The 24,064-nt window shown below is 60.5% G+C and carries 17 protein-coding genes and 2 pseudogenes; 5 read left to right on the plus strand and 14 right to left on the minus strand.

Annotation, left to right across the window (positions count from 1 at the left end; genetic code table 11):
• Positions 1-14: 14 nt before the first annotated feature.
• From IPK32_05275 to IPK32_05300, 6 genes and pseudogenes are all read right to left on the minus strand, one after another.
• Positions 15-1,289 (minus strand): PD40 domain-containing protein, encoded by a 1,275-nt coding sequence (locus IPK32_05275; GenBank protein ID MBK8091407.1) that lies wholly within the window; start codon positions 1,287-1,289, stop codon positions 15-17.
• Complete coding sequence (locus tag IPK32_05280; protein MBK8091408.1) at positions 1,286-2,182, minus strand: TonB family protein; 897 nt, start codon at positions 2,180-2,182, stop codon at positions 1,286-1,288. Before IPK32_05280 ends, IPK32_05275 begins: the two co-directional genes overlap by 4 nt.
• Positions 2,183-2,207: 25 nt before the next feature.
• Entirely contained in the window at positions 2,208-2,630 is a 423-nt protein-coding gene (locus IPK32_05285) for a biopolymer transporter ExbD (GenBank protein MBK8091409.1), read from the minus strand.
• Between the two features lie 16 nt (positions 2,631-2,646).
• Complete coding sequence (locus tag IPK32_05290; GenBank protein ID MBK8091410.1) at positions 2,647-3,483, minus strand: MotA/TolQ/ExbB proton channel family protein; 837 nt, start codon at positions 3,481-3,483, stop codon at positions 2,647-2,649.
• 97 nt (positions 3,484-3,580) lie between these two features.
• Positions 3,581-5,008 (minus strand): annotated as a pseudogene (locus tag IPK32_05295) (hypothetical protein).
• A 170-nt stretch (positions 5,009-5,178) separates the two neighbouring features.
• A complete protein-coding gene (locus IPK32_05300; protein ID MBK8091411.1) occupies positions 5,179-6,678 on the minus strand; it encodes a hypothetical protein in 1,500 nt (499 codons plus the stop codon).
• A 130-nt stretch (positions 6,679-6,808) separates the two neighbouring features.
• On the opposite strand from IPK32_05300, the gene aspS reads away from it, so the two are divergent.
• Entirely contained in the window at positions 6,809-8,623 is a 1,815-nt protein-coding gene (aspS, locus tag IPK32_05305) for an aspartate--tRNA ligase (protein ID MBK8091412.1), read from the plus strand.
• Positions 8,624-8,676: 53 nt separating this feature from the next.
• Here aspS and IPK32_05310 read toward each other — a convergent pair whose 3' ends face one another.
• The 4 genes from IPK32_05310 to IPK32_05325 form a co-directional block, all read right to left on the minus strand.
• Positions 8,677-9,363, minus strand: coding sequence for a sigma-70 family RNA polymerase sigma factor (locus tag IPK32_05310; protein MBK8091413.1), 687 nt, complete (start codon positions 9,361-9,363; stop codon positions 8,677-8,679).
• Positions 9,360-13,010, minus strand: coding sequence for a protein kinase (locus tag IPK32_05315; GenBank protein ID MBK8091414.1), 3,651 nt, complete (start codon positions 13,008-13,010; stop codon positions 9,360-9,362). The genes IPK32_05310 and IPK32_05315 overlap by 4 nt, the downstream gene beginning before the upstream one ends.
• Before the next feature lie 36 nt (positions 13,011-13,046).
• On the minus strand, positions 13,047-13,967 hold the full coding sequence (locus tag IPK32_05320; protein MBK8091415.1) for a GntR family transcriptional regulator: 921 nt from the start codon (positions 13,965-13,967) through the stop codon (positions 13,047-13,049).
• Between the two features lie 107 nt (positions 13,968-14,074).
• Complete coding sequence (locus IPK32_05325) at positions 14,075-14,410, minus strand: hypothetical protein (protein ID MBK8091416.1); 336 nt, start codon at positions 14,408-14,410, stop codon at positions 14,075-14,077.
• A 74-nt stretch (positions 14,411-14,484) separates the two neighbouring features.
• Between IPK32_05325 and IPK32_05330 the strand changes: the two genes are divergently transcribed.
• Positions 14,485-14,829: a helix-turn-helix transcriptional regulator gene (locus IPK32_05330; GenBank protein MBK8091417.1), complete on the plus strand. Its 345-nt coding sequence runs from the start codon at positions 14,485-14,487 to the stop codon at positions 14,827-14,829.
• A gap of 65 nt (positions 14,830-14,894) precedes the next feature.
• Entirely contained in the window at positions 14,895-15,278 is a 384-nt protein-coding gene (locus IPK32_05335) for a DUF3806 domain-containing protein (protein ID MBK8091418.1), read from the plus strand.
• Between the two features lie 256 nt (positions 15,279-15,534).
• On the opposite strand, the gene tnpA is transcribed toward IPK32_05335, so the two are convergent.
• The 4 genes from tnpA to IPK32_05355 form a co-directional block, all read right to left on the minus strand.
• Positions 15,535-15,987: an IS200/IS605 family transposase gene (gene tnpA, locus IPK32_05340; GenBank protein MBK8091419.1), complete on the minus strand. Its 453-nt coding sequence runs from the start codon at positions 15,985-15,987 to the stop codon at positions 15,535-15,537.
• A gap of 1,003 nt (positions 15,988-16,990) precedes the next feature.
• The gene (locus IPK32_05345; protein ID MBK8091420.1) at positions 16,991-18,772 is read right to left on the minus strand and encodes a glycine--tRNA ligase; all 1,782 of its coding nucleotides are present in this window, start codon (positions 18,770-18,772) and stop codon (positions 16,991-16,993) included.
• A 120-nt stretch (positions 18,773-18,892) separates the two neighbouring features.
• Positions 18,893-19,378 (minus strand): RsmB/NOP family class I SAM-dependent RNA methyltransferase, encoded by a 486-nt coding sequence (locus IPK32_05350; GenBank protein ID MBK8091421.1) that lies wholly within the window; start codon positions 19,376-19,378, stop codon positions 18,893-18,895.
• The gene (locus tag IPK32_05355; protein MBK8091422.1) at positions 19,347-20,096 is read right to left on the minus strand and encodes a hypothetical protein; all 750 of its coding nucleotides are present in this window, start codon (positions 20,094-20,096) and stop codon (positions 19,347-19,349) included. Before IPK32_05355 ends, IPK32_05350 begins: the two co-directional genes overlap by 32 nt.
• Before the next feature lie 187 nt (positions 20,097-20,283).
• On the opposite strand from IPK32_05355, the pseudogene dnaX reads away from it, so the two are divergent.
• Both dnaX and IPK32_05365 read left to right on the plus strand, forming a co-directional pair.
• Positions 20,284-21,507 (plus strand): annotated as a pseudogene (dnaX, locus tag IPK32_05360) (DNA polymerase III subunit gamma/tau).
• A 758-nt stretch (positions 21,508-22,265) separates the two neighbouring features.
• Positions 22,266-24,038 carry a hypothetical protein gene (locus IPK32_05365; GenBank protein MBK8091423.1) on the plus strand — a complete coding sequence of 591 codons (1,773 nt, stop codon included), beginning with the start codon at positions 22,266-22,268 and terminating at the stop codon, positions 24,036-24,038.
• Positions 24,039-24,064: the final 26 nt, after the last annotated feature.

Below are 24,064 nucleotides of genomic sequence, written 5' to 3' on the forward strand. Positions count from 1 at the left end.
CAGATGGGGCCTCCTTAACGCATCCAGCGTGGTTCGGTGATGTGTCCTTGGTTTTTCACGATCACCCGCCGTGTGCCAGCGGCGATGTCATGGACGCAGAGCTCACCATGATGCGTGTAACAGAGGTAGCGCCCATTCGGGCTCCAGCTCGGGTGCATCGCCCCGCCTGCCTGCACGAGCTTGGCACGACCTGCGGGGTAACTTTTCACCACCACGACCCATTCTCCACCACTGCGGGCGGTGAAGGCGATCTGCCGACCATCTGGCGACCACTCAGGATCGGTGCTCTGGCTCCAGCCACTGCGCCAGCGGGCCAGTCGTGCTGCCTCGCCTTCTTTTTGTGGAATATCGGCGATGTAAATGACGGGGCCACGGCCATCGTCGTTCGAGTAAGCAAGACGCCGCCCATCGGGGTGCCAAGAGGGGCTACCGGGTGCCCCGATGCTGTCACTCACGCATGCAGCTGTGTTGCTATTGAGATCTGTGATGAAAATCTCTGGATTGCCGATGAAACTCATCACCAGCGAAAGCCGCGAGCCCTCTGGCGAAAAGGCCGCCCCGTGACTCCCGCCTGGCGTGTCACTGATGGCACGATCGAAGCCGGAATGAATGTCAATGATCCGCGTGCTGGGGAATCCGCTGCGATACGTCGTGTAGGCCACCATGGAGCCATCTGGAGAGAGGGTGGGTGCCACGGCACCGTGCCGCTCATGCGTGAGCTGCTGCACATCACTACCACTTGCATCCGTGATGTAGATTTGCTTCGAGCCACCTCGGTCGCTGACGAAGACGATGCGGCTCGTCGCCAGCCCTGGTCGCCCGGTGGAGCTGAAGATCACATCGTCAGCCAGCGCCTTCACATTCTCATCGAGCCCCGGTGCGGCGTAGCTGCGCTCGAAGAGCAGCTTCCCCTTTGCATCCTTCAATAGCCCCTCGACGCGGCCACCCACGGAGCTGCCCGTGAGGACAAAATCCGCCGGTGCTGAGTCGAGCACGACAAAGAACTCCCGCGAGGAGAGCAACTCCTCCCGCAGGCTCGATCTGGCACTGCTGCCAGTGCTGCCAGAGAACGCTCCTAGGCGCAGTCGCGGTAGTGGCTTTTTGATCTTGGCGGCTGCCTCTGCCGCCTCCGCATCGGAGAAGAAGTCCATCCCCGGAATCCGCCGCCACCAGGATGCCTTGGCGGGCTCTGGGGTGCTCTCCTGGGCATTTGCCGCCATATTTGGCAGGCAGACCAGCCCGAACAAACAGGCGGCAAGTCGGAGCAACGACGGAAAAGGGCGGTTCATGGAAGCAGGATGAAATTTAACTCTAGATCGTAGCTCTCTTTCGGGAATTGCGAAGGAAGTTTGGACGGGATTTGGCGTGTGCGGGCCGCAGCATCGAGGATGGAGCTATCCAGTGCATGCGAGCCGGATGGAGAGGTCATTTGGGATCGGATGATGCGTCCACTGCGGTCGATAGAGATCGTCAGCGTGGCAGCACGCTGGTTCGAGAGCACATCGTCCAGAGCGGGAGCTGTCCATGCCGTGTAGAAGGCGGAGTTCACGGCATTATCCACCTCATCCATGTTCAGCCCCGGCGGCAGCGGCTCTAGGGCTGGCGCTGTGGCGGGCATTTTCGGCGCTTCGGGCGGACGCAGTGTATTGAGCCGGGCGATGTCCATCAGGCTGGCCTTCTGCATCGGCGGTGCGGTATTGACGGTGGTGCTGGACACCGCCACGGGCGATGGCGCAGGGGGCCGAGCACGGCGCAGGGTGATGCTGCGGTTCGCGGCAGGCTTTGGCACCGCAGCTCCGGCAAAAAGTGGTGCCGCAGTCTCCCTCACGGGGGCTTTCGCAGTGCTCGCAGGTGCCTCGGGAGCAGGCTCCGGCTTTGGCGGCATGGGTGGTGCCGCTGGGGCTGCGATCAGGGTGGCTTTTGGCAATGCTGGGGCCTCTACCTTGGGCTGTTGTGTCTTGCTGGGCACATTCGCTGCCACAGAGAGCGGCTTATCAGTCGCTAGCGGCAAGTGATTGATAAAATCCGCCGGACTCATCCACACCAGCGTGTCCTGCACCAGCCCGGCATGCTGCCGCTGCCAGCTCCATGCCACCACTGCGCCACCCACCACATGCATCGCGGTGACGATGAGGAAGGCCGGGATCAGCGGCTCGATTTGCAGGACTTGCGGGCGTTTCATCTTGGTGATCAGAGAAAGAATCGTGTCATGGCTCATCCGCATGGGTAGCGATCGCCGTGCGGTTCACTCCGGCCTCCTTCAGCATATCCATCATCTCGGCGAGCTGCTGCATATCGAGCGCACGGTGCATGCGCAGCTCCACTCCCACTTCCGGTCGCTTCGCGGCTAGCTCCTTGAGGGCGCTGGGCAGATTCGTGCGTGGCAGCATCGCTCCATCGAGTGTGACAGAGCCATCCTTAAAGACAAACAGCCGCACGCTACTCTGTGGCGCGGGGACTGCGGCAGACTGGGGGCGCATACCCCGCGCACTCAGCAAGGAAGGCTCATTTTTGAGTAAAGGAGCCGCTAGCACAAAGACGAACATCAGCACCAGCACCAGATCCACCAGCGGAGCGAGGCTGATCTCAGTGATGAGGCGGGGTAGATGCCTGTTCGAGTAGCGTTTCATGGGAAAAGGCGGTCTCTCAACGTGCTGCTGGCACTGGGGCGGTCACGGATGCAGCTCCACCGCCAAAAGCTGGCATGCTAGGGCTTCCGAATGCGCCCAGAGATGGCAGTGGCTCTGCCGTGAAGCGGTGATCTACAAACGCTCGATCTAGGGCGACCGAGAGCTCTGCTGCGAAATTATCCAACCGCACAATCATCCCCCGCACACGACTGACGATGTAATTGAATGCGACCATACCTGGTAGCGCCACGATCAGGCCTACCAGCGTGGTGATCAGCGCCGCAGATACCCCTGGAGCCAGAGCAAAGATGCCCAGCTCGCCGCCTTGCTTCACTAGCGCTGTGAAAGCATCCAGGATGCCCCATATCGTGCCCAGCAGGCCCAGATAGGGAGCCGCATTCACCGCCGCAGATGCCATCCCCAGGTGTGACTCCAGCCGCAGGGCTGCCTGCGCCACATCGCGCTCCATCACGGTCTGCACCGCACTCATTTGTGAAGGCGTCACCCGCCCTGCTCCCTGCAACCGCGCTGCAAAGCTCTCCCCAGGCTCATCCACACCGACCAGATGCCAGGCCATCTCACGGCAAGCATCATGATAGATCAGATCCAGCGGTGAACGCTCATAGTGCTCATCTTTTTGGAAAAGCGCCAGCGGATGCCCACTCTCACGGAAAGCACGCAGGAACATCAAATTCGCACTCTGCGCACGACGGATGAGGAACAGCTTCGCCAGTAAAGCTGCCCACGCACAAACAGAAAGCAGCAGCAGCAATCCGATGACGACCCACCCGGCGGTAGAGATGTGCTCAAGGCCAAATTGCAGCCCTGGAGAGAGAAAATCGAGTTTAGACATGAGACGCGGTGTCTGAAAATAACGTGCGCTAGATAAGGGTTACGCCCTCCCGGATCAAGGCCGCGTTTTATGGTCACGCAGCTACAAGGAGCACTCTCTACTTCAGCGAGGACTCACAGCCCGCTTTCTGGAGCAGATTCTGCGTGATACGCTGCACCCGTGCATCTGGGCCATGCGGGCGGCTCCAATGCGACCACGGCAATGTATGCCCCGGCGGCATCGACAAGTCCTGGCACCAAAAGATGCTCGCGGCATTGAAGACGAAGTTATTCTTCGGCCCCGGATAGATCGTAGCCTCCCATGTGGAGGGCTTCACGCCCCCGACCCACGCTTTGCCAGCCGCGACCACTTCCAGTGCCGGAATCGCCGCTGGATCGCCGTGATACTCCCAGCCGACGAGCCCAGGGATGCGATCACCCTTTTTCACCCCCGTCCCATCAAAGATCCAATGCTCCGGCTGCGTGATGATCCAATCGCCACCGCCATTGATCGGGCTTTTATTGCGTGCCCCCATCAGCAGCCCCTCATCCGGCCCAGTATGTGGAAATGGGCCATTCTTCTCATGCCTTTCCTTCACATAGGGCTGGTCGCCGCCATACGGCCCACCACGGAAGATGATGCGATTTGGCACCCCGAGGCTGCTCTCGCGAAAGGGCGTCACCCAGCACACGCTGTTGCCAGAGAGGAAGAGCAGGTTCACGCCCTCATCACGCATCTTTGCCACGCTGTCATGCTGGCGGATGTCCCAGTACTCATCGTGGCCGATGCTGATGAAGCATTTGCAGCGCAGCCCATGCTCTGGCGTGAGCATGTCACTGTTTGAGCAATACGTGACGTCATATCCGTGCTGCTCCAGCCAGTAGCTCATCGGCTGCTCGAAACTCAAAAACTCACCGGAGCCGACCGAGAGCGGATCATTCACGATGCCGGTGAACTGCGACTGACGGCCATAGGGCCGATCAAAGCTCACATCCGCCCACGGCCCCTGATTCCCTTTCGGGTGCGTGTACACCGAGTAATGCGACGGCCACTGATTGTAGGCCTGCCAGGTGTTATCACTGCACTGAAAGAGCACATCCGCTGCGCGGCCATCCCGGACGATAAAAATGACGTAGCTCTGCCAATACGGCTCATCCGCCTCTTGGGGCAATGTCGTGAGCCTACCGAGATACACGCCACTGAGCCAATCGGCGGGGATTTGCAGCGTGGTGGTCGTTTTCCAGCGGCATTCGTGCAAATCCTTCGCTCCAGGCTCCGGCGTCCCCTGCACACTACCCTGGAACTCGCCGCAGTCTTTGACCAAACGGGCTCCCTTGCCGCCATAGTAGCCTGTGCGGAAGATTTCGAGCTTAAAGCGACTCACCGGACTGGTGGAGACGTAAATATCCAGCGCATCGCCAGCCTTCACACTCTGCCGCGAGCAGTAGCCCTCGATCGCCGAGCAGCGCATGCCATCCCGCGTATCCAGCTTGACCCGCGTGAGCTGCCAATCATCCGCACCCGGCTTGGCATTCTCCTCCACGATGAGTTTCGACGGTGCCGCGCAGGCGATGGCGCAAGCGAACAAGAAAAGGATGGTCTTCTTCATAGATCACCCGAAAAAACGCTCGCAGCGCAGGATGCTTGCCGCAGAAGGCACCTAGTTGGTTTTCGGAGGGGGGGGGGGGGGGGGGGGGGGGGGGGGGGGGGGTGCCCTCACACCATCGGCAGCAGCTTGCTCAGCGTGAAAGTCACGATCAGCCCGATCACAGAATCCGCCGTGAGCTGCACGCTCCAGGTGCGCAGGGTTTCCTTTTCGGTCATGCCACTGAGGCGATTCACCACCCAGAAACCGCTGTCATTCATCCATGAGCAAAACATCGCTCCGAAACCGATCGCCGTGAAGAGATAGACGTGATGGCAGCCCAGCTCACCGCCCGCGAGCATCGGTGCCATGATCGAGGAAGTCGTCAGCATCGCCACGGTGGCAGAGCCCTGTGCCACACGCACGACCGCAGCCACCAGCCAGCCCAGGAGGATCAAATTCAGGCTATAGCCCTGCGCCACGGCCTTCACGGCATCGCCCACGCCAGCACTACGCAGCGCCGCACCAAAGGCCCCACCTGCACTCGTGATCAGGATGATCATCCCCGCAGTCTCTAGCGGTGGCCCGACCAGATCCTCCAGCTTCTTGAGTCCGAATTTACGCTGCTTGGCCAGCACAAAGAGCGAAATGGCCGCGCCGATGAAGAGCGCGATGTTTTTATGCCCGATGAAGTCCACCCAGGCACGCACTGCGCTGAATCCATGCTCGCCACCGAGGGCATTCACCATCGCCACACCCCAGGCGGCATTTTTCGCTGCACCAGCATGCGCCAGCTCAAAAAGGGTCGTCATGCTAATCAGCAGGATCGGCAGAATGACCGGTGTGATGCTCCAGAAGAAGCTCGGCAGCTCACTCTCCGGCTTGGCACTAACGCCTTGGAGCTCATCGAGATTCACGCCATTACCGGGACGCAGCGGCACCACCGTCTTTTTATTGAGCCACTGACTCACCATGAAGCCGAAGGTGCAGGTGATCGCACCGATGAGCAGCCCGCCCAGCAGCGACTCACCCACATTCAGATGCAGATCCTCCACCACCGCCACCGGGCCCGGATGCGGCACCGTCATCGAGTGCGTCACCGTCCCGCCGCAGCACACCGCCATGATGTACAGCGTGTAGTCCTTTCCTGTGCGCATGCGCAGCGCCATGGCCAGCGGAGCCATCAGCATGAACATCGTATCGAAAAAGATCGGCGCACTCAGCACGAAGGTGCTCCACAGCAGTGCCCAGCCCGCTCTTTTTTCACCAAAGAAGGCCAAAAAGCGCCGCACCACCTTATCCGCACCACCGCTCTCCATCAGGCACATGCCGATGATCGCCGCCAGAGCGATAGAGATGGCGATGTCACGTGCCGTATCGCCCAGCCCCTTCGACACCATCTCCACCACGCCCACCATGGACGTCAGATTCTTCTTGGAGCCATCCTTTTGCACGATGTCCCAGGATTCCTTATTCGTGAGTAGTCCCGCCAGCAGCGCCGCCAGCACCAGCGCCACAAAGGCATGCATGCGTAGCTTGCTAATGCCGATGATGATGAATGCCACGCTCAAAGCGAGGACGACGAACGGCCAGGAATCAAAAGACGGGGCGGTGACAGCGAAGGGAGTCATGAGGGCCGGGATGCTGAAGGTTTTCCGTCCTTTCATCCACCTAAAAATCACCCAGCAGCTCAGTTTCGCCTTCCCCCTTGCACGCGGGCGGAAAGTGCCGACTCTACGCGCCCTTTTTCCGTCCACTTCCATGATCCCAAACGCCTACCGCACCCTCCACTGCAACGCCGTCCGCAAAGAGCACATCGGCCAGAATGTCACGCTCTGTGGCTGGGTAAATAGCGCCCGCGACCACGGCGGCGTCATCTTCATCGACCTCCGCGACCGCGAGGGCCTCACCCAAGTCGTCTTCCGCCCAGAGGAAAATGCCGCTCTCGCGGCTCAGAGCCATGAGCTCCGTGACGAAGACGTTTTGCAGATCACCGGCAAAGTCGCCGCCCGTCTCACCGGCACCGAAAACGCCAAACTGCCCACTGGCGACGTCGAAATCGTCGCCACCGAGTGCAAAGTGCTCAACAAAGCCGACGTGCTGCCCTTCCAGCTCGACCGCGAGCTCTCCAACGAGGACATGCGCATGAAATACCGCTACCTCGACCTGCGCCGCGAGCGCATGAACCGGAACATCCGCACACGGCATAAAATCACCAACGCCGCCCGCAACCACCTCGACGCCGCAGGCTTCATCGAGGTCGAAACACCGATTCTCAGCAATCCGACACCGGAAGGTGCCCGCGACTTCCTCGTCCCTGCCCGCCTGAACCCCGGCAAGTTCTACGCCCTGCCGCAGGCTCCGCAGCAGTATAAGCAGCTCATGATGGTCGCCGGTCTGGAGCGTTATTTCCAGATCGCCCGCTGCTTCCGCGATGAAGACCTCCGCGCCGACCGCCAGCCGGAATTCACGCAGATCGACATCGAAGCCAGCTTCATCCAGCGTGATGACATCGTGAACCTCGTCGAAGGCCTGCTCGTCAGCATGTTCAAAGCCGGCACCGGACGCGACATCCCGTCGCCCTTCCCGCGCATGACTTATCAAGAGGCCATGGACCGCTACGGCTCCGACAAGCCAGACACCCGCTACGGCAATGAAATCGTCGATATGGCCGATGTCTTCGCCAACAGCGGCTTCAAGATCTTCCGCAGCACCATCGAAAACGGCGGCGTCGTCCGTGCCATCAACGCGAAGGGCTTCGCTGGCATCACCACCGGCCAGATGATCCGCCTCAACGAGATCGCCACACAGGCTGGCATGAAGGTCAAGCAGCTTGCCTTCATCAAAGTGGAGCGCGATGCCAACGGCGTGCTCGAGTACAAATCCCCGCTGTGGAAGTTCTTCAGCGAAGACGAGCAAAAAGCACTCATCGCCAAACTCGGCGTCGTCGAAAACGACCTCATCTTCTTCTACGCCGGCACTTGGCAGGAAGCCTGCGACATCCTCGGCCGCGTCCGCACCGAGATCGCCAACATGACCGAACTCACCAAGGACAGCACCGCCTTCAACTTCCTCTGGGTCGTCGATTTCCCGCTACTCGCCCACGATGCGGAAACACAAAGCTGGGTGGCCGTTCACCATCCCTTCACCCGTCCGAAGACCGAGGACATCCCGCTCATGGAAGCCGGTGAATACGCCAAAGTCCGTGCTGAGGCCTACGACGTCGTCTTGAACGGCTACGAGCTCGGCGGCGGCTCCATCCGTATCCACGAAAAGGACCTGCAAGCCAAGCTCTTCAGCGTCCTCGGCGTCACCGAGGAAGAACAAGCCCACAAATTCGGCCACATCCTCGACGCCTTCCGTTTTGGCGCACCTCCACACGGCGGCCTCGCCCTCGGACTCGACCGCATCGCCATGCTCGTCAGCGGCGAGGACAGCATCCGCGAAGTCATCGCCTTCCCGAAGAACAACAAAGGCAGCGACCTGATGACCGACAGCCCCACGCAGATCGACTTCAAGACCCTCCGCGAGATCTACATCCAGAGCACCTGGAAAGAAAAGAAGCCCGAGGCCTAAAGTAGCCTTGTTGCTGTGCAACAAGGAATCCCCCCTGTTCCGCAGGAACAGGGCTACTTTCTCAAGGCAGCCATCAGAGCCTCTAGCTCCTCGCGCACATCGCCGGACTCGCTGACGGTTTGCGCGATCTCGGTCTTCACCGACTCACGAAAACGCCTCCGCAGCCGATGAATGGCCACTTTGACGGTATCCACACTCATGCCGAGTTTTTCCGCGGCGGCGGCCTGCGGCGCAGAATCGGTCAACCAGGGCCGTAGGGCCTCGAACTGGGCAGTTTTGCCCTCCGCAGCCATTTCGGCCTCCATGCGGCCCATCGCACGCGCCAGCACGGTCAGCGCCCATTGGCGATCAAACTCGGCATCGGGCCATTCGGCACCCGCATCGACGATTTCGGCCTCCGCGTCGATTTCGGCATGTACTGCACCTCCGCCACGCTTCGTCGCGTGGGCCTTATCCCGCTGATCGGCGGCGAAGTGCTTCAAGGCACCAAGCAAGTAGCTGCGAAACTTACCCCGCAGCGGGTCCGCCCCCTCGATGGCACCACCCGCGAGCAGTTTGGCGAAAAAATCATGCGCCAAATCCCGCGCCGCATCCTCCGCACGCCCATCCCGCCGCAAAAACGCCACCACCGGCACATAATAGGCCGCACACAGCTCACTCAGTGCCGCCCTAGCCTGCGGATCATCTCCACGCGAGCGTGCGACGAGCGTCCAGCGAGTGTCATGGAAGGAGGAGGTCATTCTGGGATGATGATTTGATCATCCGGCTCCAATTTAAAATCTCGGTCCTTGCTTCCCTCGGAAAGGTTTAGTGAAATAGTCTTCCCATTGCGAATCAGTCTCGTTTTATGGAGTTGGGCACCGCGAACCGAAACTCCCCCGCACCATTGAATGGCCCGCCATATCGTCATGCCGTCTTTATATGGAAGTGGTCCATTTTTTTCGGCTCCAGATACGAGGTAAACCATCGAAGGCTCATCTTCATCTAATAGAGGAGGGATAACCACGTTTTCAAATACGACCGTCTGATAGGTGCGGTAGCCACAATGAAAAGACTCGATATCCTTGAGACGAACATGAAAACTTGCCTGAACATTGGCACTGGAATAAACTTCATTGGCAGGATCGATCCAGGTATCCTTTTTGGACAGGGCAGCCACAAAATAGCGCCGCGCATCATCCTGATTGCTCCAGGAAATGAATGCATACTTACCATCCCTTTCCCCCACGTCGTTGAGCTGACAACCGGCCCCCAAAGGCAAACCAACCCGTGCATCCTTTCTCACAGTGAAACGCTCTTTGGCTGGACCGATGCAGTAGCGTAGGGTGACTCGTACCGATTTCGGAAGCTTCCCGCGCACTCCTGGGCTGAAGGCAAAGGATTGATATGGGACCTCTTCCCAAAACTTGAAATGAGGCCCCATGATGTCGGCGTCATGACCAGGTGGAAACTGCAAGGGAGTTCCGTCCGCTGCTGTGACTTGCATTTGCAAACCACTATTCCTATCAAATTCTGGATGATAAAAACAGAGTTGGAACAGGCAGGTATCTTTCGCACTGCCCCCGAAACTGAAAGGATGTTGAATCAGCGCTTTCATGATGGCTGGACTTAAAGGCTCTTCGTGAAGACTCCCATCCGGCTTGTAAATGGTTAGAGGAGGCACGGTTTGCTGCCCAAGCTTTATCTGTGTGAAGACCAGCTCCGGTTTTTGGTCTAATGCCAGATAACTTCCATCCCCCGAAGGCCCAGGCAGGGTGATCAATTGAAAATCTTTCGAGTCGGAGGTCTGCGCACTAGCCCCATTCGAGGGATTGAAAGGCTTTTCGTCTGGTGACAGCGGTGGCAAGACCACACGGTCCCATGTGATTCTTTGAATCTTTCGTGCTCGCGTCCGAAAGCCGTCCACCGTGTCGAAGCCCGTCTTAAAAGTGAAATTCGCAATGGACCTGTTCTCCTTTGTGCTGCTCGAACTTCCATTTGGAGACAACCAGGTGCCGTCTTTGCGGTGGGCTAACACTTGCGTTTGCCATTCATTCACGGGTTTTGTCCAAGATAAAAAGGCTTCGCCCTGGTTGTTTTCACCCAGACCCGCCAACTCGCCTCCATGGCGAAAGGACATGAAACCACTAAAGTCGGCAGACACCCGGTTTCCCTCTTCCCATGGCCCGATGGTGTATTCGAGGGTGACGCGAATCTCTCGCGGCAAACTGTCACGCCTTCCCAAACTGATGGTGACAGAATGCAGCGATGACGTGGGCTGATCGGACCAGAGTTCAGGCGCATGCGTCATGGACTGCGTCTGCGGAACTGGAATAATGCTCTGACCTGTCAGCGACTCGATCCGAACCTGCATGAGGCTGTGTGGATCAAAATCTGGGTGCTCGAACCACAACTGCAACCAGCACGCCTCAGCATCCTCAGCCTCCTTATCGGTGACTTCACTGTGGGAGATGAGGGGCTGGCTCACCGTGTCGTCCACTGACACGCCATCAGGTGCATAGACCGGCCAGCGCCATGCTGTGTTGTTGATTTTTATCCGCGTAAAGCGCAGCACAGGCTTCTGCTGCAAGGCCTTGGCGCTGACCTTTTCATTCAACGGCATGATGCCCGGTGACTTTTCTAAACTGGCAATAGCAGCAACAGGTTCAGCATCCGGCGTGAAGTGCGAAAAGAGCATCTTGCCGATCACTTTGCGCCAATTCACGAAGAAGGTCTCGGGTTTGCCGCCGCGCTTGAGGACGAGGCCGTCGGGCTCGCGTCGTTCCACTCGGGCGATCCAGGGTTGGCCGTTGTCGTGCTCATAGACGACGAGGTTGCCGGTGGAGAAGCCGTTGTCGAGCTTGCTGGCGATCCAGTGGCTGCCTTTGGCCACACCAGGTTCATTCCCTGCGGGGATGAGGTAGGGCTGAAGGATGAAGCTCTTGATGAAGAGAGCGACGATGACAGCGATGACGGTTTTCCCACCCACTTTGGCGAGGCGGGATTCTTTCCGTGCCGGGCCACTCACGGGGTGATGACGCAGCCACCACCAGCAGGAAGTCAAAACGACGACTGCGGAGGTGATGGTGAGTGCCAGCGCGGCCCAGGGATAGCTGGGCTGATGCCGTGGGAGCTGATAAAAACCAGCGAGGCCTGCGATGATGATGCTGATCGACCATTCGAAGAGCTTTTTGCCCGCATGGGCATTCGCTTGAAACCAATATTCATCAGTGGCCAGCGTGGCGCGGGTGCGCAGGCCGTAGAGGCGATTGCGCCCGATCATGCGCAGCCATAGCGGCACAGCGACGAGATACATAGCAACTCCGGCCAGGGAGATCGCGACCGGAACCTCGATCAAATAAAACCGCGAGTGCTCCGCCACCATCTGTTGCCAGCGCTGCCAGACCCAAAAGAGGACAAAACAAGGCAGCACCATGCTCAGGGCGAGGAGCCAGAGTCTTTTCTCATGCTGCACGATGGGCGAGGGTGCAGGACGCCCACCACCTGCCCCCTCCACCTGCGTTTTGAATTCATCCACGCTCTGCTGGCGGCGGCTGCGCTCCTTCTCCAGGGCGCGGAAGACGATCTCGTCGATGTTGCCGCCGACGCTCGACAGTGTCGATGGTGCGGCGAAGCGGCCCAGGGGCAGCTCGCCGGTGAGCATCTCATAAAAGACCACACCGAGGCTGTAGATGTCTGCGCGGTGATCGACGCTGCTGGGCTGCTCGATCTGCTCAGGGGCCATGTAGGGCGCGGTGCCGAGCCGTGCGCCGCTTTGCGTGAGCAGCATGGCATCGCCGCCTTTTTCATCGAGGATCTTCGCGATGCCGAAGTCGGCGATCTTTACCTTGCCCCGCGAATCGAGCAGGATGTTCTCCGGCTTGATGTCGCGGTGCAAAACACCCTGCGTGTGGGCAAACTGAAGCGCATCGCAGATGGCGGGGATGATGCTCAGGGCCTGCTCCGGCGTGAATCGGCCTGCACGCATGGCCTGACGCAGGTTCACGCCATCGACGTATTCCATGAGCAGGTAGCAGAAGCCGCCGCTCTCACCAAAATCATGCACGGCGACGATGCTGGGGTGACTGAGCCGTGCGAGCACGCGGCCTTCGCGGGTGAAGCGCTCGGCGAAGCCCGGCGTGGCCGCGAGGGACTGCGGCAGCACTTTGAGGGCGACGGTGCGGTCGAGCTTCGGCTGGCGTGCCTTGAAAACTGCGCTCATGCCACCGTGGCCGATGAGGCTGAGGACCTCAAGATCGGGGAATGCGGCGGTGATTTCCTCTAGCGTGGGCAGATCGAGCGGGGTGATGGGCAGTGTGTCCGCACCATCATCGGTAGGCATGGCGGCGGCGGCCATGAGATCGGCGGGATCGAGTCCGTGGAGGGGATCAGGTGATGGAGCATTCATGTCACCGGCTGCTTGGGGGGGAAGCGGTGGCGGAGGTTACACCGAATTCGGCCTAGGGGGCGGTTTCGATGCCTTCGGAGCCGCTGCGGGCTGCCAGTCGCCCGATTTGGCCTCAGCGGGATTCAGGACCTGAATGCCGGGACGGGTGAACTCGATGCGCCGCTGCCGATACAGGGCACCCAGGGCCTGTTTGAAGGCTTTTTTGCTCGCATCAAAGGTGGCGCGGATTTTCTCCGGCGGGCTGTCATCATCAAAGGGGAGCCGCCCACCGTTTTGTTGCAGTGCGGAGAGGATCTGATCGGTGAGGGAGGCCACCCGCTGGTAGCCAGAGGCATCCAGGCTGAGGTCGATCTTCCCGCCGGGATGGATCATCATGACGTAGCCCTTCACCTGCTGCCCAATGGTCAGTGGAGCGCCGAGGTTCGTGTGATAGAGCAGTCCGAGGTGGGTGCCCTCGATGATGGCATTGTAGCCCAGCGGCGTGCGGGCCGCGATGAGCAGACGTACTTCCTGCTGGGGCTTAAAGGGTGGCCGCGCCTTGCTCAGGTGCCGATTCAGCCGTGTGGAGGCGATGATACGATCCGTTTTTTCATCCAGCAGGACATACACGACGACTTTTTCCCCTGGCATCACCTTCTGCTCGCCCTGCTCGCGAAAAGGCAGCAGCAGATCCTTCGGCAGCCCCCAGTGGAGGAAGGCCCCGATATTCCGGTTCACACTGACGACCTCCAGCGTCGCAAACTCGCCCACCATCGCCAGCGGTCGCTCCGTGGTGGCGACCAGCCGGTCCTCCGAGTCGCGGTAGATGAAGACATCCAGCATCTGGCCGATATCGGTGCCACGCGGGATGTAGCGATTCGGCAGCAGGATTTCCCCCAGCTCCCCCGCATCCAGATACACGCCATGTGGCGTGCTGTAGAGCACCGTGAGCGAGTTGCGTTGGCCGATATGAGTCATGAGGAAAGAAGTGAAGAGGGAGTAAAGCACCCGGATGGGCATCTCCAAGCCCTGCACCAGTGGCGGCATGAGTCCGCTGCCGCAAGTGCCCGAAGCAGTCGATAAGCCTACACTATCCCCTTTCGTGAGAGCCACGGATTGACCTCCACACGGTGGGCGGGGGGGGAACCGATTGCGGAGCCGGGAGGCTTGTTGGCAATCTCCCCCACGGCGATTGCGGAGTCGGGAGACTTGTTGGCAGTCTCCATCACGGCGATTTCGGAGTCGGGAGACTTGTTGGCAGTCTCCACCACGGCGATTGCGGAGCCGGGAGACTTGTTGGCAATCTCCACCACGATGATTGCGGAGTCTGGAGGCTTGTTGGCAATCTCCCCCACGATGATCGCGGAGTTTGGAGGCTTGTTGACAGTCTCCGCCACGGCGATTGCGGAGCCGGGAGGCATGTTGGGAGATTCGGGAAGACCGATCGCGGAGTTTGCACGCTTGTCAGGAGACGGCGAATCGGGCAAAATGAGGCATGAGCACGCCCGCTGCGCCTCCCACGATCCCCGCGCCACCGCCGCAGGTCATTCCGGCGGATACCGTCTATGCCGCGCTGGGCGATCCCACCCGCCGTCGCCTTCTTCAGATCCTTGCCGATGGCCAGGGCAGCACCGCCACCGTTCTGGCCGGAAACGTCGGCAAGCGTCTCGATGCCACCCTGAAGCACCTCACCGCCCTGCGCGGCGCAGGCCTCGTCATCACCGCCGAGAACCCGCAAGACGGCCGCCGCCTCCTCTACCACCTCGCCCCCGCCATCCCCGCGACCAAGACGGATCGCGGCTGGGAGATGGACTTCGGGTATTGTTTGGTGCGGGGGTGAGTGTTGACTCGAAGGCGGCGTGAAGCTCACTATCCCGTTCAACAGTAATCCATTTGGCCGGAAAAATGAAAAAAGTCGCACTCACTTCAGAACACACAGCTGAACTTCAACGCATGCGCGAGTTCATCGAACAAGGGCTGGCTAGCGATTCTCCAGAACATCGGACTGCGGCAGAGAGGCTCACGCTCCTGCAAGTACTATTCGATCAACAGAAGTTCCGCAGAGATCAGACCGCAGAGATCTCTGCCATGGGAGTTCTATTGGGCGATGCCTTGGTGAATGTGTTGAATCTTGAATGGTGCCTGGTTGAAGATGAACTTGGCACCGATTTCGCGGTTGCCCCCGAAGGTAAGAGCGTCTTTTCGTTCCCTATGTCAGTGATCCACAAAAGGTATCTGGTAGAAAGAAATGTGAATGTATTTTACACCTTGTTGGAATTGCCGAGGTGATGGCCCAGCAAAGTTTGGAAGAAACGACGGCATCTTGAGCGCCAAAGGCGCACCCCATACCAGCCTGAGCCAACGGCCCAGGGGTGAACGCGAAACCCCAGACCTAGGGCTGAAACCCGACCCATGCTCGCCTGGTTGTGCGCATAGCACGGGCATTCAGCCCTCCCCCCTGATCTCGGCTTCGCCTGGGCCGATGGCCCAGGCTGGAATTGTTCGCGCCTTTGGCGCTAAAAACTAGGCCCGTGCTCACCGCGACTCAATCCCACACATAGGCCTCGTCATACGTCACACCGTATTTGTTCAGGAACGCCCGATACTCCTCCTGAAAGGTGCGGACGCGATGATGCTCCTCCTGGTTGTCGATGTAGGTGGTGAGGGCCATCAGGTCCGCCGGAGCCACGGAGAAGCAGCCGTAGCCGCGTTGCCAGGAGAAGTCGCTCAAGGTGGCGGATTGGGTTTTGAGCCATTTGGAGGATGAGGTCTTCAAGGTCTCGACCAACTCGGCGATGGTCAGGGTGCGAGAGAGTCGGATGGCGAGATGCACATGATCGGCCACGCCGCCAACGCGGTAGGCTTCACAACCGGCGTTTCGTGCGACCTCGGCCAAATAGGCGTGGAGGTGCGGTCGCAGCGGGGCGTCGAAGCGAGGCAGACGATCCTTGGTGCTGAACACCAGGTGGACGATGACGAGGCTGAGGGACTGCGGCATGGCTGCAGGAGCATGGGGCGGGCTTTCAGCCCTTCACCTTGTTTTTTGCGGCATGTCCTGGGCCGTTGGCCCAGGCTGGTATCGTTCGCGCCTTTGGCGCTGAGGGATGGCTTTTCGCCTGCCTTGCCAGATGTCATGTGGGTGATATTTTCCTATCATGACAAGCATGAGCCTCAATCGATTCGCAAAAGTCCTCCTTCGTGGAATTGGCGTTGTGTTAGCGTTGGCACTGCTCTTTTGGTTTGCTCCGTTTCTCGGGCAATCTGCTCTGCGAGCACTCACTTCAGATTCCGTCGTCCAAGATTGGAAATCTGAGTTTGTACGGCTTGACGCCGTTTTTCCACGGAAGGCCGCCAATGAAACACGCAGGTTCGAAATCATCCGAAAACTCAGACAACGAGGCATTGCGACCGATGAAGGTGTCGATGAGTCCATCGACCACAAGGACACTCCTTACACTATCTTCATCCGAGGATGCCGGAACTGGGAAAGGCTGTTTGGTTGGTAGCGAATCATACTGCAACGCACCCCGAGCCGGAGGCTCGAAAGAAATTAGCCTGGGGTGAAGCGAAGCGGAACCCCAGGAATGACGGATGTCTTCACGCGATACGTGGCGACCCGGAGGGTCGCGAGAAGGGAGCGCGGATGTTTGCGGGAACGAATGGCCGCACGTCCGCTTCTCGCACCCTTTCAGGGCGCGAGGCGGGAAGGCGGTGGGAGGCGCGGGAGTCCGGTGGTTGCACCACCGGCTATTTTCTTTCGAGCCTCTGGCTCGGTGGAACGGAGGCGTAGCGGAAAAATTGCAGTCGCTGCCGGAAAACCACGCTGAGCGAGAATGATGCGCCAGCAAAGTAGTCATCTCGCTCCGCGAGATGAACAGATGGCTGTCGCAGGCCCCCAGCGTCATCGAAGGTCGTAAATCATTGAGTCTTCGATGCACCATGGCTCCTCTCGCGGAGCGAGAGGGCTACTTTGCTTCGCCGAATCGTGGCGGTCGTGTTGATCAACTCACCAGCGGCAGCAACTTCCCGAGCAACTCGCTGATTTTCACGCGTTCCTGCTCGCCGCTGTCGCGGTGGCGCAACGTCACCGTGTCGAGAAGTTCGGGGCCTTTTTCGCCGCAGGTTTCGAAGTCGATGGTGACGCCGAAGGGGGTGCCGACTTCGTCCTGGCGGGCGTAGCGGCGGCCGATGGACGCGGTCTCGTCGTAGAAGCAGTTCAGGTGCTTCTTCAGCAGCGCATAGACCTCGCGGGCCTTGGCGACGAGCTCGGGCTTGTTCTTGAGCAGCGGGAAGACGCCGACTTTGATCGGGGCGACACGCGGATGCAGGCGCAGGACGGTGATGACTTCCTTCTTGCCCTTCTCATCGACCTTTTCGGTCTCGCTGAAGGCCTTGGCGATGACGGCGAGCGCCATGCGGTCGAGACCGGCGGAGGGTTCGATGACGTGGGGGACGTAGCTGCCTTTGAAGAGACGCTCGAACCACGCACGCACGGCGGCCTCGGGCATCGGCTCGCCCTTGGTCTTCGCGGCTTCGGCGGCGAGGCGTTTCTGGATGAGGGCTTCCTTTTGCTCGTCGGTGAGCTTGGCGGCGGCGGTTTTGAGTTCTTCGTCGAAGATCTCCTGTGACTTGGTGCTGGCGGTCTGGTGCGCGGACAAATCGAAGTCGCCACGCGCGGCGATGCCTTCCAGCTCTTCCGTTCCAAACGGGAACTCGCACAGGATGTCCACGCAGGCGCGGGCGTAATGGGCGAGGTCGGCGGGCGTCTGCCAGTAGTATTCGAGCACGTCGCCGAGGCCGATGCCTTGGTAGAACTTCGTGCGCTGATCCACCCAGTAACGGTGCCACAGCTCCCAGCCCCAATTCGGCTGCGGTTCGCTCAAATCGGCGCCTTCATGCCATTTCGCGACCTCGCCACTGATGATCTCGACGGCTTCGTCGGGCTTGATGAAGAACTCGAGTTCCATTTGCTCGAACTCGCGGCTGCGGAAGGTGAAATTCTTCGGCGTGACCTCGTTGCGGAAGGCCTTGCCGATCTGGCCGATGCCAAACGGCACCTTTACGCGGCTGGAGTCGAACACGTTCTTGAACTGCGCAAAGATGGCCTGCGCGGTTTCCGGGCGCAGGTAGGTCACGTCGTCCTCGGTCGCGGTGGGGCCGAGGTAGGTCTTGAGCATGAGATTGAAGGGACGAGCCTCGCCGAGCATGCCACCGGTCTCGGGATGGAAATCGACGCTGCCATTCACGGCGTCGATTTTCTCCTCGCCGACCAATTCGATCTCCTCGGGCTTGCCAGCAGCTTCACCGGCGTTTTGCGCGATGAGGGCGCGGATGCGTTTGCGGAAGCTCTCGATGTGCTCGCCATTTTTCAGCAAAGCGGAGATGGCACGGTCCCAGCGCCAGCCATTTGGGGCTTTGGCGCCGCTGTATTTCATGACGACGCCGTCCTGCGGATCGACGTGATCGGCGCGGACGCGTTTGTTCGTCAGCGAGCACTCGCGCATGAGGTCGGCGAAGGTATCGACGTGGCCGCTGGCCTTCCAGATGGCGGGATTCATGAGGATGCTGGCATCCAGGCCGAGCACGTCCTCGCGTTCGCGGGTCATGGTGTTCCACCAGGCGGTGCGCAGGTTGCGCTTCAGCTCCGCGCCGAGCGGGCCGTAGTCCCACACGCCGCCGCAGCCGCCGTAGATTTCGCTGCTTTGATAGATGAAGCCGCGGCGCTTGCAGAGGGAGACGATTTTCTCCATTTGGGCCTGGGATGCTTTGGGGTCGGAGGACATGGCGGGTGTATGTAGGATGAAGGTGGGCCGCAGGGCTGGAATGCCCCCGGCAAGGGGGCGCGAAGGGAGCACTGCGGAGAAGCAGGGGCAAGTGCGGATTAATCCCGTTATGGTGCGGGATCAGGCCTTTGCCGCAGAGACGAGGCGTGCTGCGTAGGCTCCGTCGATGCCGGTTTCGGTGGGGAAGCTGCTTTGCTCCGTCTCCAGTCGCAGGTGGGGCATGGATTCGAGGATGCGGCGGATGAGTTGGCCATTTTCCTCCGGGTCGATGCTGCAGGTGCTGTAAACGAGCACACCACCGGGGCGCAGCACGCGTGCGGCGCTGCGCAGGAGGCGCTCTTGGGCGGTATTTTGCTCTGCAAAGCTCTCTGCGGTCAGACGCCAGCGTACATCGACGCGGCGGCGCATGACACCGGTGTTGCTGCACGGTACATCGAGCAAAATGGCATCGAATCCGCCCTCTGCCCAAGCGGGGAGCTCCTCAGCGGCCCAATCGTGCTGCTCGATGTGCGCATTGGTGACGTGGAGGCGCTTCAGATTGCTAGCGAGGCGGCGCAGGCGTGCGGCGGAGACATCACAGGCGATGATCTCGCCCTGATTCTGCATGAGCTGGGCGAGGAAGGGCGGTTTTGCCACCAGGGGCGGCGCAGGCATCGAGCACGCGGGCGTTTTTCGCCGGAGCGAGCAGGCGTGGTGCCAGTGCGGTGCTGGGGTCCTGGATGTACACTTTGCCGGAGGCCAGATCATCACGCGGCAGCTCCTCACAGAGGATGAAGTCGTCAGTACTGGTGGCCATCTCTGGGTGCAGGTGATTCACACGAGCATGCATGGGAGCGTGCTGCTGATTCCACTCGCAGAGTGCGGCGGTCTTTTCTTCACCGTGCTGGGCTAACCAACGCTGCACGAGCCACTTCGGGTGCGAGGTGCGGACTTCGAGCGGTAGGGCGGCCATGTTGGCCTTCAGCTCATCTTTTTCACGGCAGCCACGGCGGAGGATGGCATTGACGAATCCCCGCGCACGGCCAGCGGCGGCTACGGTCTCATGCACGGCGGCGTGCTCAGAGATGCCGATGAGGACGATCTGGCAGATGCCGATGCGCAGCGCCCAGCGTGTGCGGTGGTCGAGATGGCGATCCCCGGTGAAGGCGTCGATCCAGTGATCGAGCAGGGTGAGATTTCGCAGGGTGCTGAGGACGATCTCACGCAGCATCGCCGCATCGGGCGTGATGAGCTCGAACTCACGCTGGGCGAAGTCGAGCAGGTCGGAGGCGTAGCGCTCCCCCGCAGCCCATTCGCAGAGCAGGTCGATGGCGATCCCGCGCACGCGGGAGTTTTGTTTTTTTCGTGGGGGGCGCGGTGGCATGGGCAAATGGGGGCCGCCTTCCTACATGATGCAGCGAATAGAGCAACCCGTGTGATTTGGCGATGCAGCGGGTGAGGTGCCGAATGCTTTGTCATTTCTCGCTCGCCACCCTTGCCAGTGCCGAATGCCTCCCTAGCCTCGCCCGCCTGTGAGTTACCAAGTTTTTGCCAGAAAATACCGTCCCCGGACCTTTGCTGATGTGCTGGGCCAGGAGCATGTCGTGCGCACGCTGCGCAATGCCATCGCGCAGAACCGCCTCGCGCACGCCTACCTCTTCGTCGGGCCGCGAGGCACGGGAAAGACCTCCACGGCACGCATTTTTGCCAAGGCTCTGTGTGCCAAAGGCGGGCCGAGCATTGAATTCGACCCGGATGATGAACTCAGCATCGAGATCGCCGAAGGTCGCTGCATGGATGTGCTGGAGATCGACGGTGCGAGCAACAACGGCGTCGAACAGGTGCGCGAACTGCGCGACAACGTGAAATTCGCCCCATCACGCTGCCGGTATAAAATCTACTACATCGACGAAGTGCACATGCTCACCGCAGGGGCCTTCAATGCACTGCTGAAGACGCTGGAGGAGCCGCCTCCGCATGTGAAGTTCATCTTCGCCACCACGGAGGCCAATAAGATCCTCCCCACGATCATCAGCCGCTGCCAGCGCTTTGATCTGCGCCGCATCCCGAACGCCATCATCGCCAAGCACCTGCTCCACATCGCCCAGGAAGAGGGCGTGCAGCTCGATGAAAAGGCCGCCTTCGCCATCGGCAAAGGGGCAGAGGGCGGCATGCGCGATGCGCAGTCCATGCTCGATCAGCTGGTGGCCTTCTGCGGTGATAAGATCGCGGAGGCGGATGTGCTGGAGATTTTCGGCTTCACGGCGGCAGAGGCCGTGGCGCATCTGGCGCGGCATGTGCTGGAGGGTGATACCGTCAGTGCTCTGCGCCTGCTGCATGATCAAAGTGAGGCCGGAAAAGACCTCTCCCGCCTGCTGGGGGACCTGATTCAGCATTTCCGCACACTTTTGGTGCAGCAAGCCGATCCCCAAGCCGCCGCCGAAGACCTCAGCCCCGAGGTGCTGGCCGAAATCATCGCCCAGGCAGAGATGGGCAGCACGGAGCAGCTCCTCCGCGTGGTGGATGGTCTCGCAGATGTGGATGCACGCATGCGCTGGGCCAGCAACAAGCGCCTGCACTTTGAACTCGGCATCATCGCTGCTGTGCAGAGCCTCAATGAAGTGAGCATCAGCGATGTCATCGAGGCACTCGAAGGCGGTGGCACGGGAGCAGCACTGCCACGTACACCGGCACCCGCTGCACGGCCAGCAGCGACACCTCCAGCGCCGCGTCCCTCCCCAAAATCCTCTGAGGAAAGCCCCGCTGCCTCCTTTCCTCCTCCTCGTCCCCTGGCAGCATCTCCGGCTCCTACTCCGGCTCCTACTCCGGCTCCTACTCCGGCTCCTACTCCGGCTCCTACTCCGGTTCCGACTCCGACTCCGGCTCCGCCGCCGCCCCCTGCCCCGCCTCCTCCAGCCCCCGCCGCTCTGGGCCTGGATACGATCGATCTGTGGCCGCGGCTCATCGAGCTGGTGCGGGAAAAGCGTCCGCTCATCCTGCCCTGGCTACAAACATCCACGTTGCTCGGCAGCCATCGCAACGTGCTCAAAGTCGGTTTCCCCGTCTCCGAGTCTTATGCTCGGGATAGCGTGATGAGGCCTGCGCAGGTCAGTTTCCTCGAAACGATGGCTCAGGAGCTCACAGGCCAGTCGATGAAATTCGAGTTCGTGCTCGATCCTTCGTTGCAGGCACCAGCTTTTAGCGAATTGGGCCTCGGACTCACGGAGGAGCCCCCAGCGCCCCCTCCACCGCCGAAGCCAAAAGCGGAGCCGCCACGCCCCGCTGCCCCGCCAGCCGCCTCAGCGCCCGCCGTGGTCGTGGAAGCGACCAAACCAGTCATCGACGAGGATTTTTACAAAGATCCACTCATCCTCGCTGCCCTGGAAAAATTCCGCGCACGACTCGTCACGGCATGAAATCGGACAAAGCGTGGGTTCCGCGCCAAAACCCTCGCACTTTGGCAAATGCGCCCATCTCGCACCTTGCAGGCTCTTTTCGCCGAGTGAGCGTACTCATGCTGATGCAGGTCGTGCTGCTTCTGGGCCTCTCTGCGGCCAGTGCGGCGGAGAACATCATTTGGCAACCGGTACACCGCTACTTCATCCATCGCCAAGCTGCCTCCATGCCGGTGGAGGGCACAAAGCGGCTGAACTCCTTCACCAGCTACACGCATCTGGGCACCGATTTCGGTTTTCACGGTCCTGCGCAGCATGAGATCGAGTGGGTGAACGATAGCGAAGTGCGCATCCGCCTCAGCCAGCAGCCGGATGCCTGGGCAGGCATGTGGCACAGCTTAGCCGGACTCGCGGTGGAGCCAGATCGCGTGCTCGATTTCACGCGTGCCTTTCCCGCCGCCCTGTCAAAGCGGCACCAGCCACGCATCACCCGACTCAAAGTGGACGCCGCAGGCCGTGGTAAACTCAAAGTCGAGCTCAAAAACGCCGCCGGGGCAGCACTCCTAGAGCGGCTGCTCCCCCTCGGCGAAAAGCCCCCCTCCATGCATGAGATCGAGCTGCGTGCGGAAGACTTCCGCGCTGCTAAAATGCTCCTCTGGACCGTAGAGCCCGGCTCGGATGCCACGGTGCGGGGACTGTGGCTCGGTGTGGATACGCCGCCGCTCGATTGGGATGAGCAAGTGTTCGCCACAAGCTACGCCAAGCTCCTGCGTTGCCACAATCCCGCCAGCGGCCTAGCACGCGACCGCGCACACCTCGCAGAGGGCTCTTTTGAGAGCATCCCAGTCACCGGATTGCTCGTTCTGGCCACGGCAGCGGCGGCGCAGGCACCGGCCGCACTCGTCACGCCCGAGTTCGCCCGCGCCATGCTGCGTCAGACGCATGCATCGCTCATGCGGGTCAAGCGTCCGCGTGGACTACTGCCGCACTTTGTCCGTCAAGTCGGTGCGGAACATGAAATCCTGCCCCACACCGAATACAGCACCATCGACACCGCGCTTTGCCTCCAGTCCATGCTGCTAGCCGCCCGCATTTTAAAAGACCATGATGTCGAGTCCGAAACACTCACCAACATCCGGCAGATCGACTTTCCCGCGCTGCGACTCCCCAGCGGCCACTACACGCACGGGCTCGATGCCAGCGGGACACGCATGCTACCGCATGGCTGGGCAGACTGGGGTGGAGAGACCGCGCTCGTCACCCTGCTCGCACGCCTCGCCAGTCCGCAGAGTCGTGCAGCGATCACGCCCTCGACACATCCTGGTAACGCTTGGCAGGGCACGGGCTTCATCACGGAGATCCAGAGCCTGCTACACCCAGATTTCGATCTCGATGAACCTGATGCCACGGATGGCGTGCGCTGGTCCAGCGTGCGCCGCCGCATGCAGGCCGCGCAGAGTTCCTTTTTCCCCAAGACCAAGCCCAGCAGCCTCGCGGCACGGCTGGGCATCTACGGACTCTCCGCTGGAGAAAATGCCACCGGCAATGCCTACTACGTCGGCGGCACGGAACTGCCAGACCAGCAGCTCATTCATCCGCATTACATGCTCATGAGTGCCGCGATCAGTGAGCAGCCCACCCGTGTGCTCTCCACGCTACGTCACATGCAGGACGCCGGCTTTTTTCCACCCTGGGGCATGGTGGAAAACCTCAGCGCAGATGGCAGTAGCTATCTCCCCATGAATGGCGGCCTGAATGCCGCCTTTGAAGCACTCGGAGCCTACCACCTCCTCACCCAGCAGCGCAAACTGCCCAACGCCATCTACCAAGCCAGCCGCGACTGCCCCCAAGTGCGCGAGGCGATGCAGGCCTTCTACCCACAGCGCCCGTGAGACACGGATGGATCTCGGAAGAGTTC

The sequence above is a fragment of the Verrucomicrobiaceae bacterium genome, from assembly GCA_016713035.1.
In the GTDB taxonomy this organism is placed as follows: domain Bacteria; phylum Verrucomicrobiota; class Verrucomicrobiia; order Verrucomicrobiales; family Verrucomicrobiaceae; genus Prosthecobacter.

Excerpts from the sequence above, each read along its gene's own strand:
- IPK32_05350 (MBK8091421.1), bottom strand. The coding sequence starts at position 19,378 with ATGCAGAATCAGGGCGAGATCATCGCCTGTGATGTCTCCGCCGCACGC.
- aspS (MBK8091412.1), top strand. The coding sequence starts at position 6,809 with ATGATCCCAAACGCCTACCGCACCCTCCACTGCAACGCCGTCCGCAAA.
- IPK32_05365 (MBK8091423.1), top strand. The coding sequence starts at position 22,266 with ATGCTGATGCAGGTCGTGCTGCTTCTGGGCCTCTCTGCGGCCAGTGCG.
- IPK32_05285 (MBK8091409.1), bottom strand. The coding sequence starts at position 2,630 with ATGAAACGCTACTCGAACAGGCATCTACCCCGCCTCATCACTGAGATC.
- IPK32_05325 (MBK8091416.1), bottom strand. The coding sequence starts at position 14,410 with ATGCCTCCCGGCTCCGCAATCGCCGTGGCGGAGACTGTCAACAAGCCT.
- IPK32_05310 (MBK8091413.1), bottom strand. The coding sequence starts at position 9,363 with ATGACCTCCTCCTTCCATGACACTCGCTGGACGCTCGTCGCACGCTCG.
- IPK32_05280 (MBK8091408.1), bottom strand. The coding sequence starts at position 2,182 with ATGAAACGCCCGCAAGTCCTGCAAATCGAGCCGCTGATCCCGGCCTTC.
- IPK32_05320 (MBK8091415.1), bottom strand. The coding sequence starts at position 13,967 with ATGACTCATATCGGCCAACGCAACTCGCTCACGGTGCTCTACAGCACG.
- IPK32_05290 (MBK8091410.1), bottom strand. The coding sequence starts at position 3,483 with ATGTCTAAACTCGATTTTCTCTCTCCAGGGCTGCAATTTGGCCTTGAG.
- IPK32_05335 (MBK8091418.1), top strand. The coding sequence starts at position 14,895 with ATGAAAAAAGTCGCACTCACTTCAGAACACACAGCTGAACTTCAACGC.
- IPK32_05275 (MBK8091407.1), bottom strand. The coding sequence starts at position 1,289 with ATGAACCGCCCTTTTCCGTCGTTGCTCCGACTTGCCGCCTGTTTGTTC.
- IPK32_05330 (MBK8091417.1), top strand. The coding sequence starts at position 14,485 with ATGAGCACGCCCGCTGCGCCTCCCACGATCCCCGCGCCACCGCCGCAG.
- tnpA (MBK8091419.1), bottom strand. The coding sequence starts at position 15,987 with ATGCCGCAGTCCCTCAGCCTCGTCATCGTCCACCTGGTGTTCAGCACC.
- IPK32_05345 (MBK8091420.1), bottom strand. The coding sequence starts at position 18,772 with ATGTCCTCCGACCCCAAAGCATCCCAGGCCCAAATGGAGAAAATCGTC.
- IPK32_05315 (MBK8091414.1), bottom strand. The coding sequence starts at position 13,010 with ATGAATGCTCCATCACCTGATCCCCTCCACGGACTCGATCCCGCCGAT.
- IPK32_05300 (MBK8091411.1), bottom strand. The coding sequence starts at position 6,678 with ATGACTCCCTTCGCTGTCACCGCCCCGTCTTTTGATTCCTGGCCGTTC.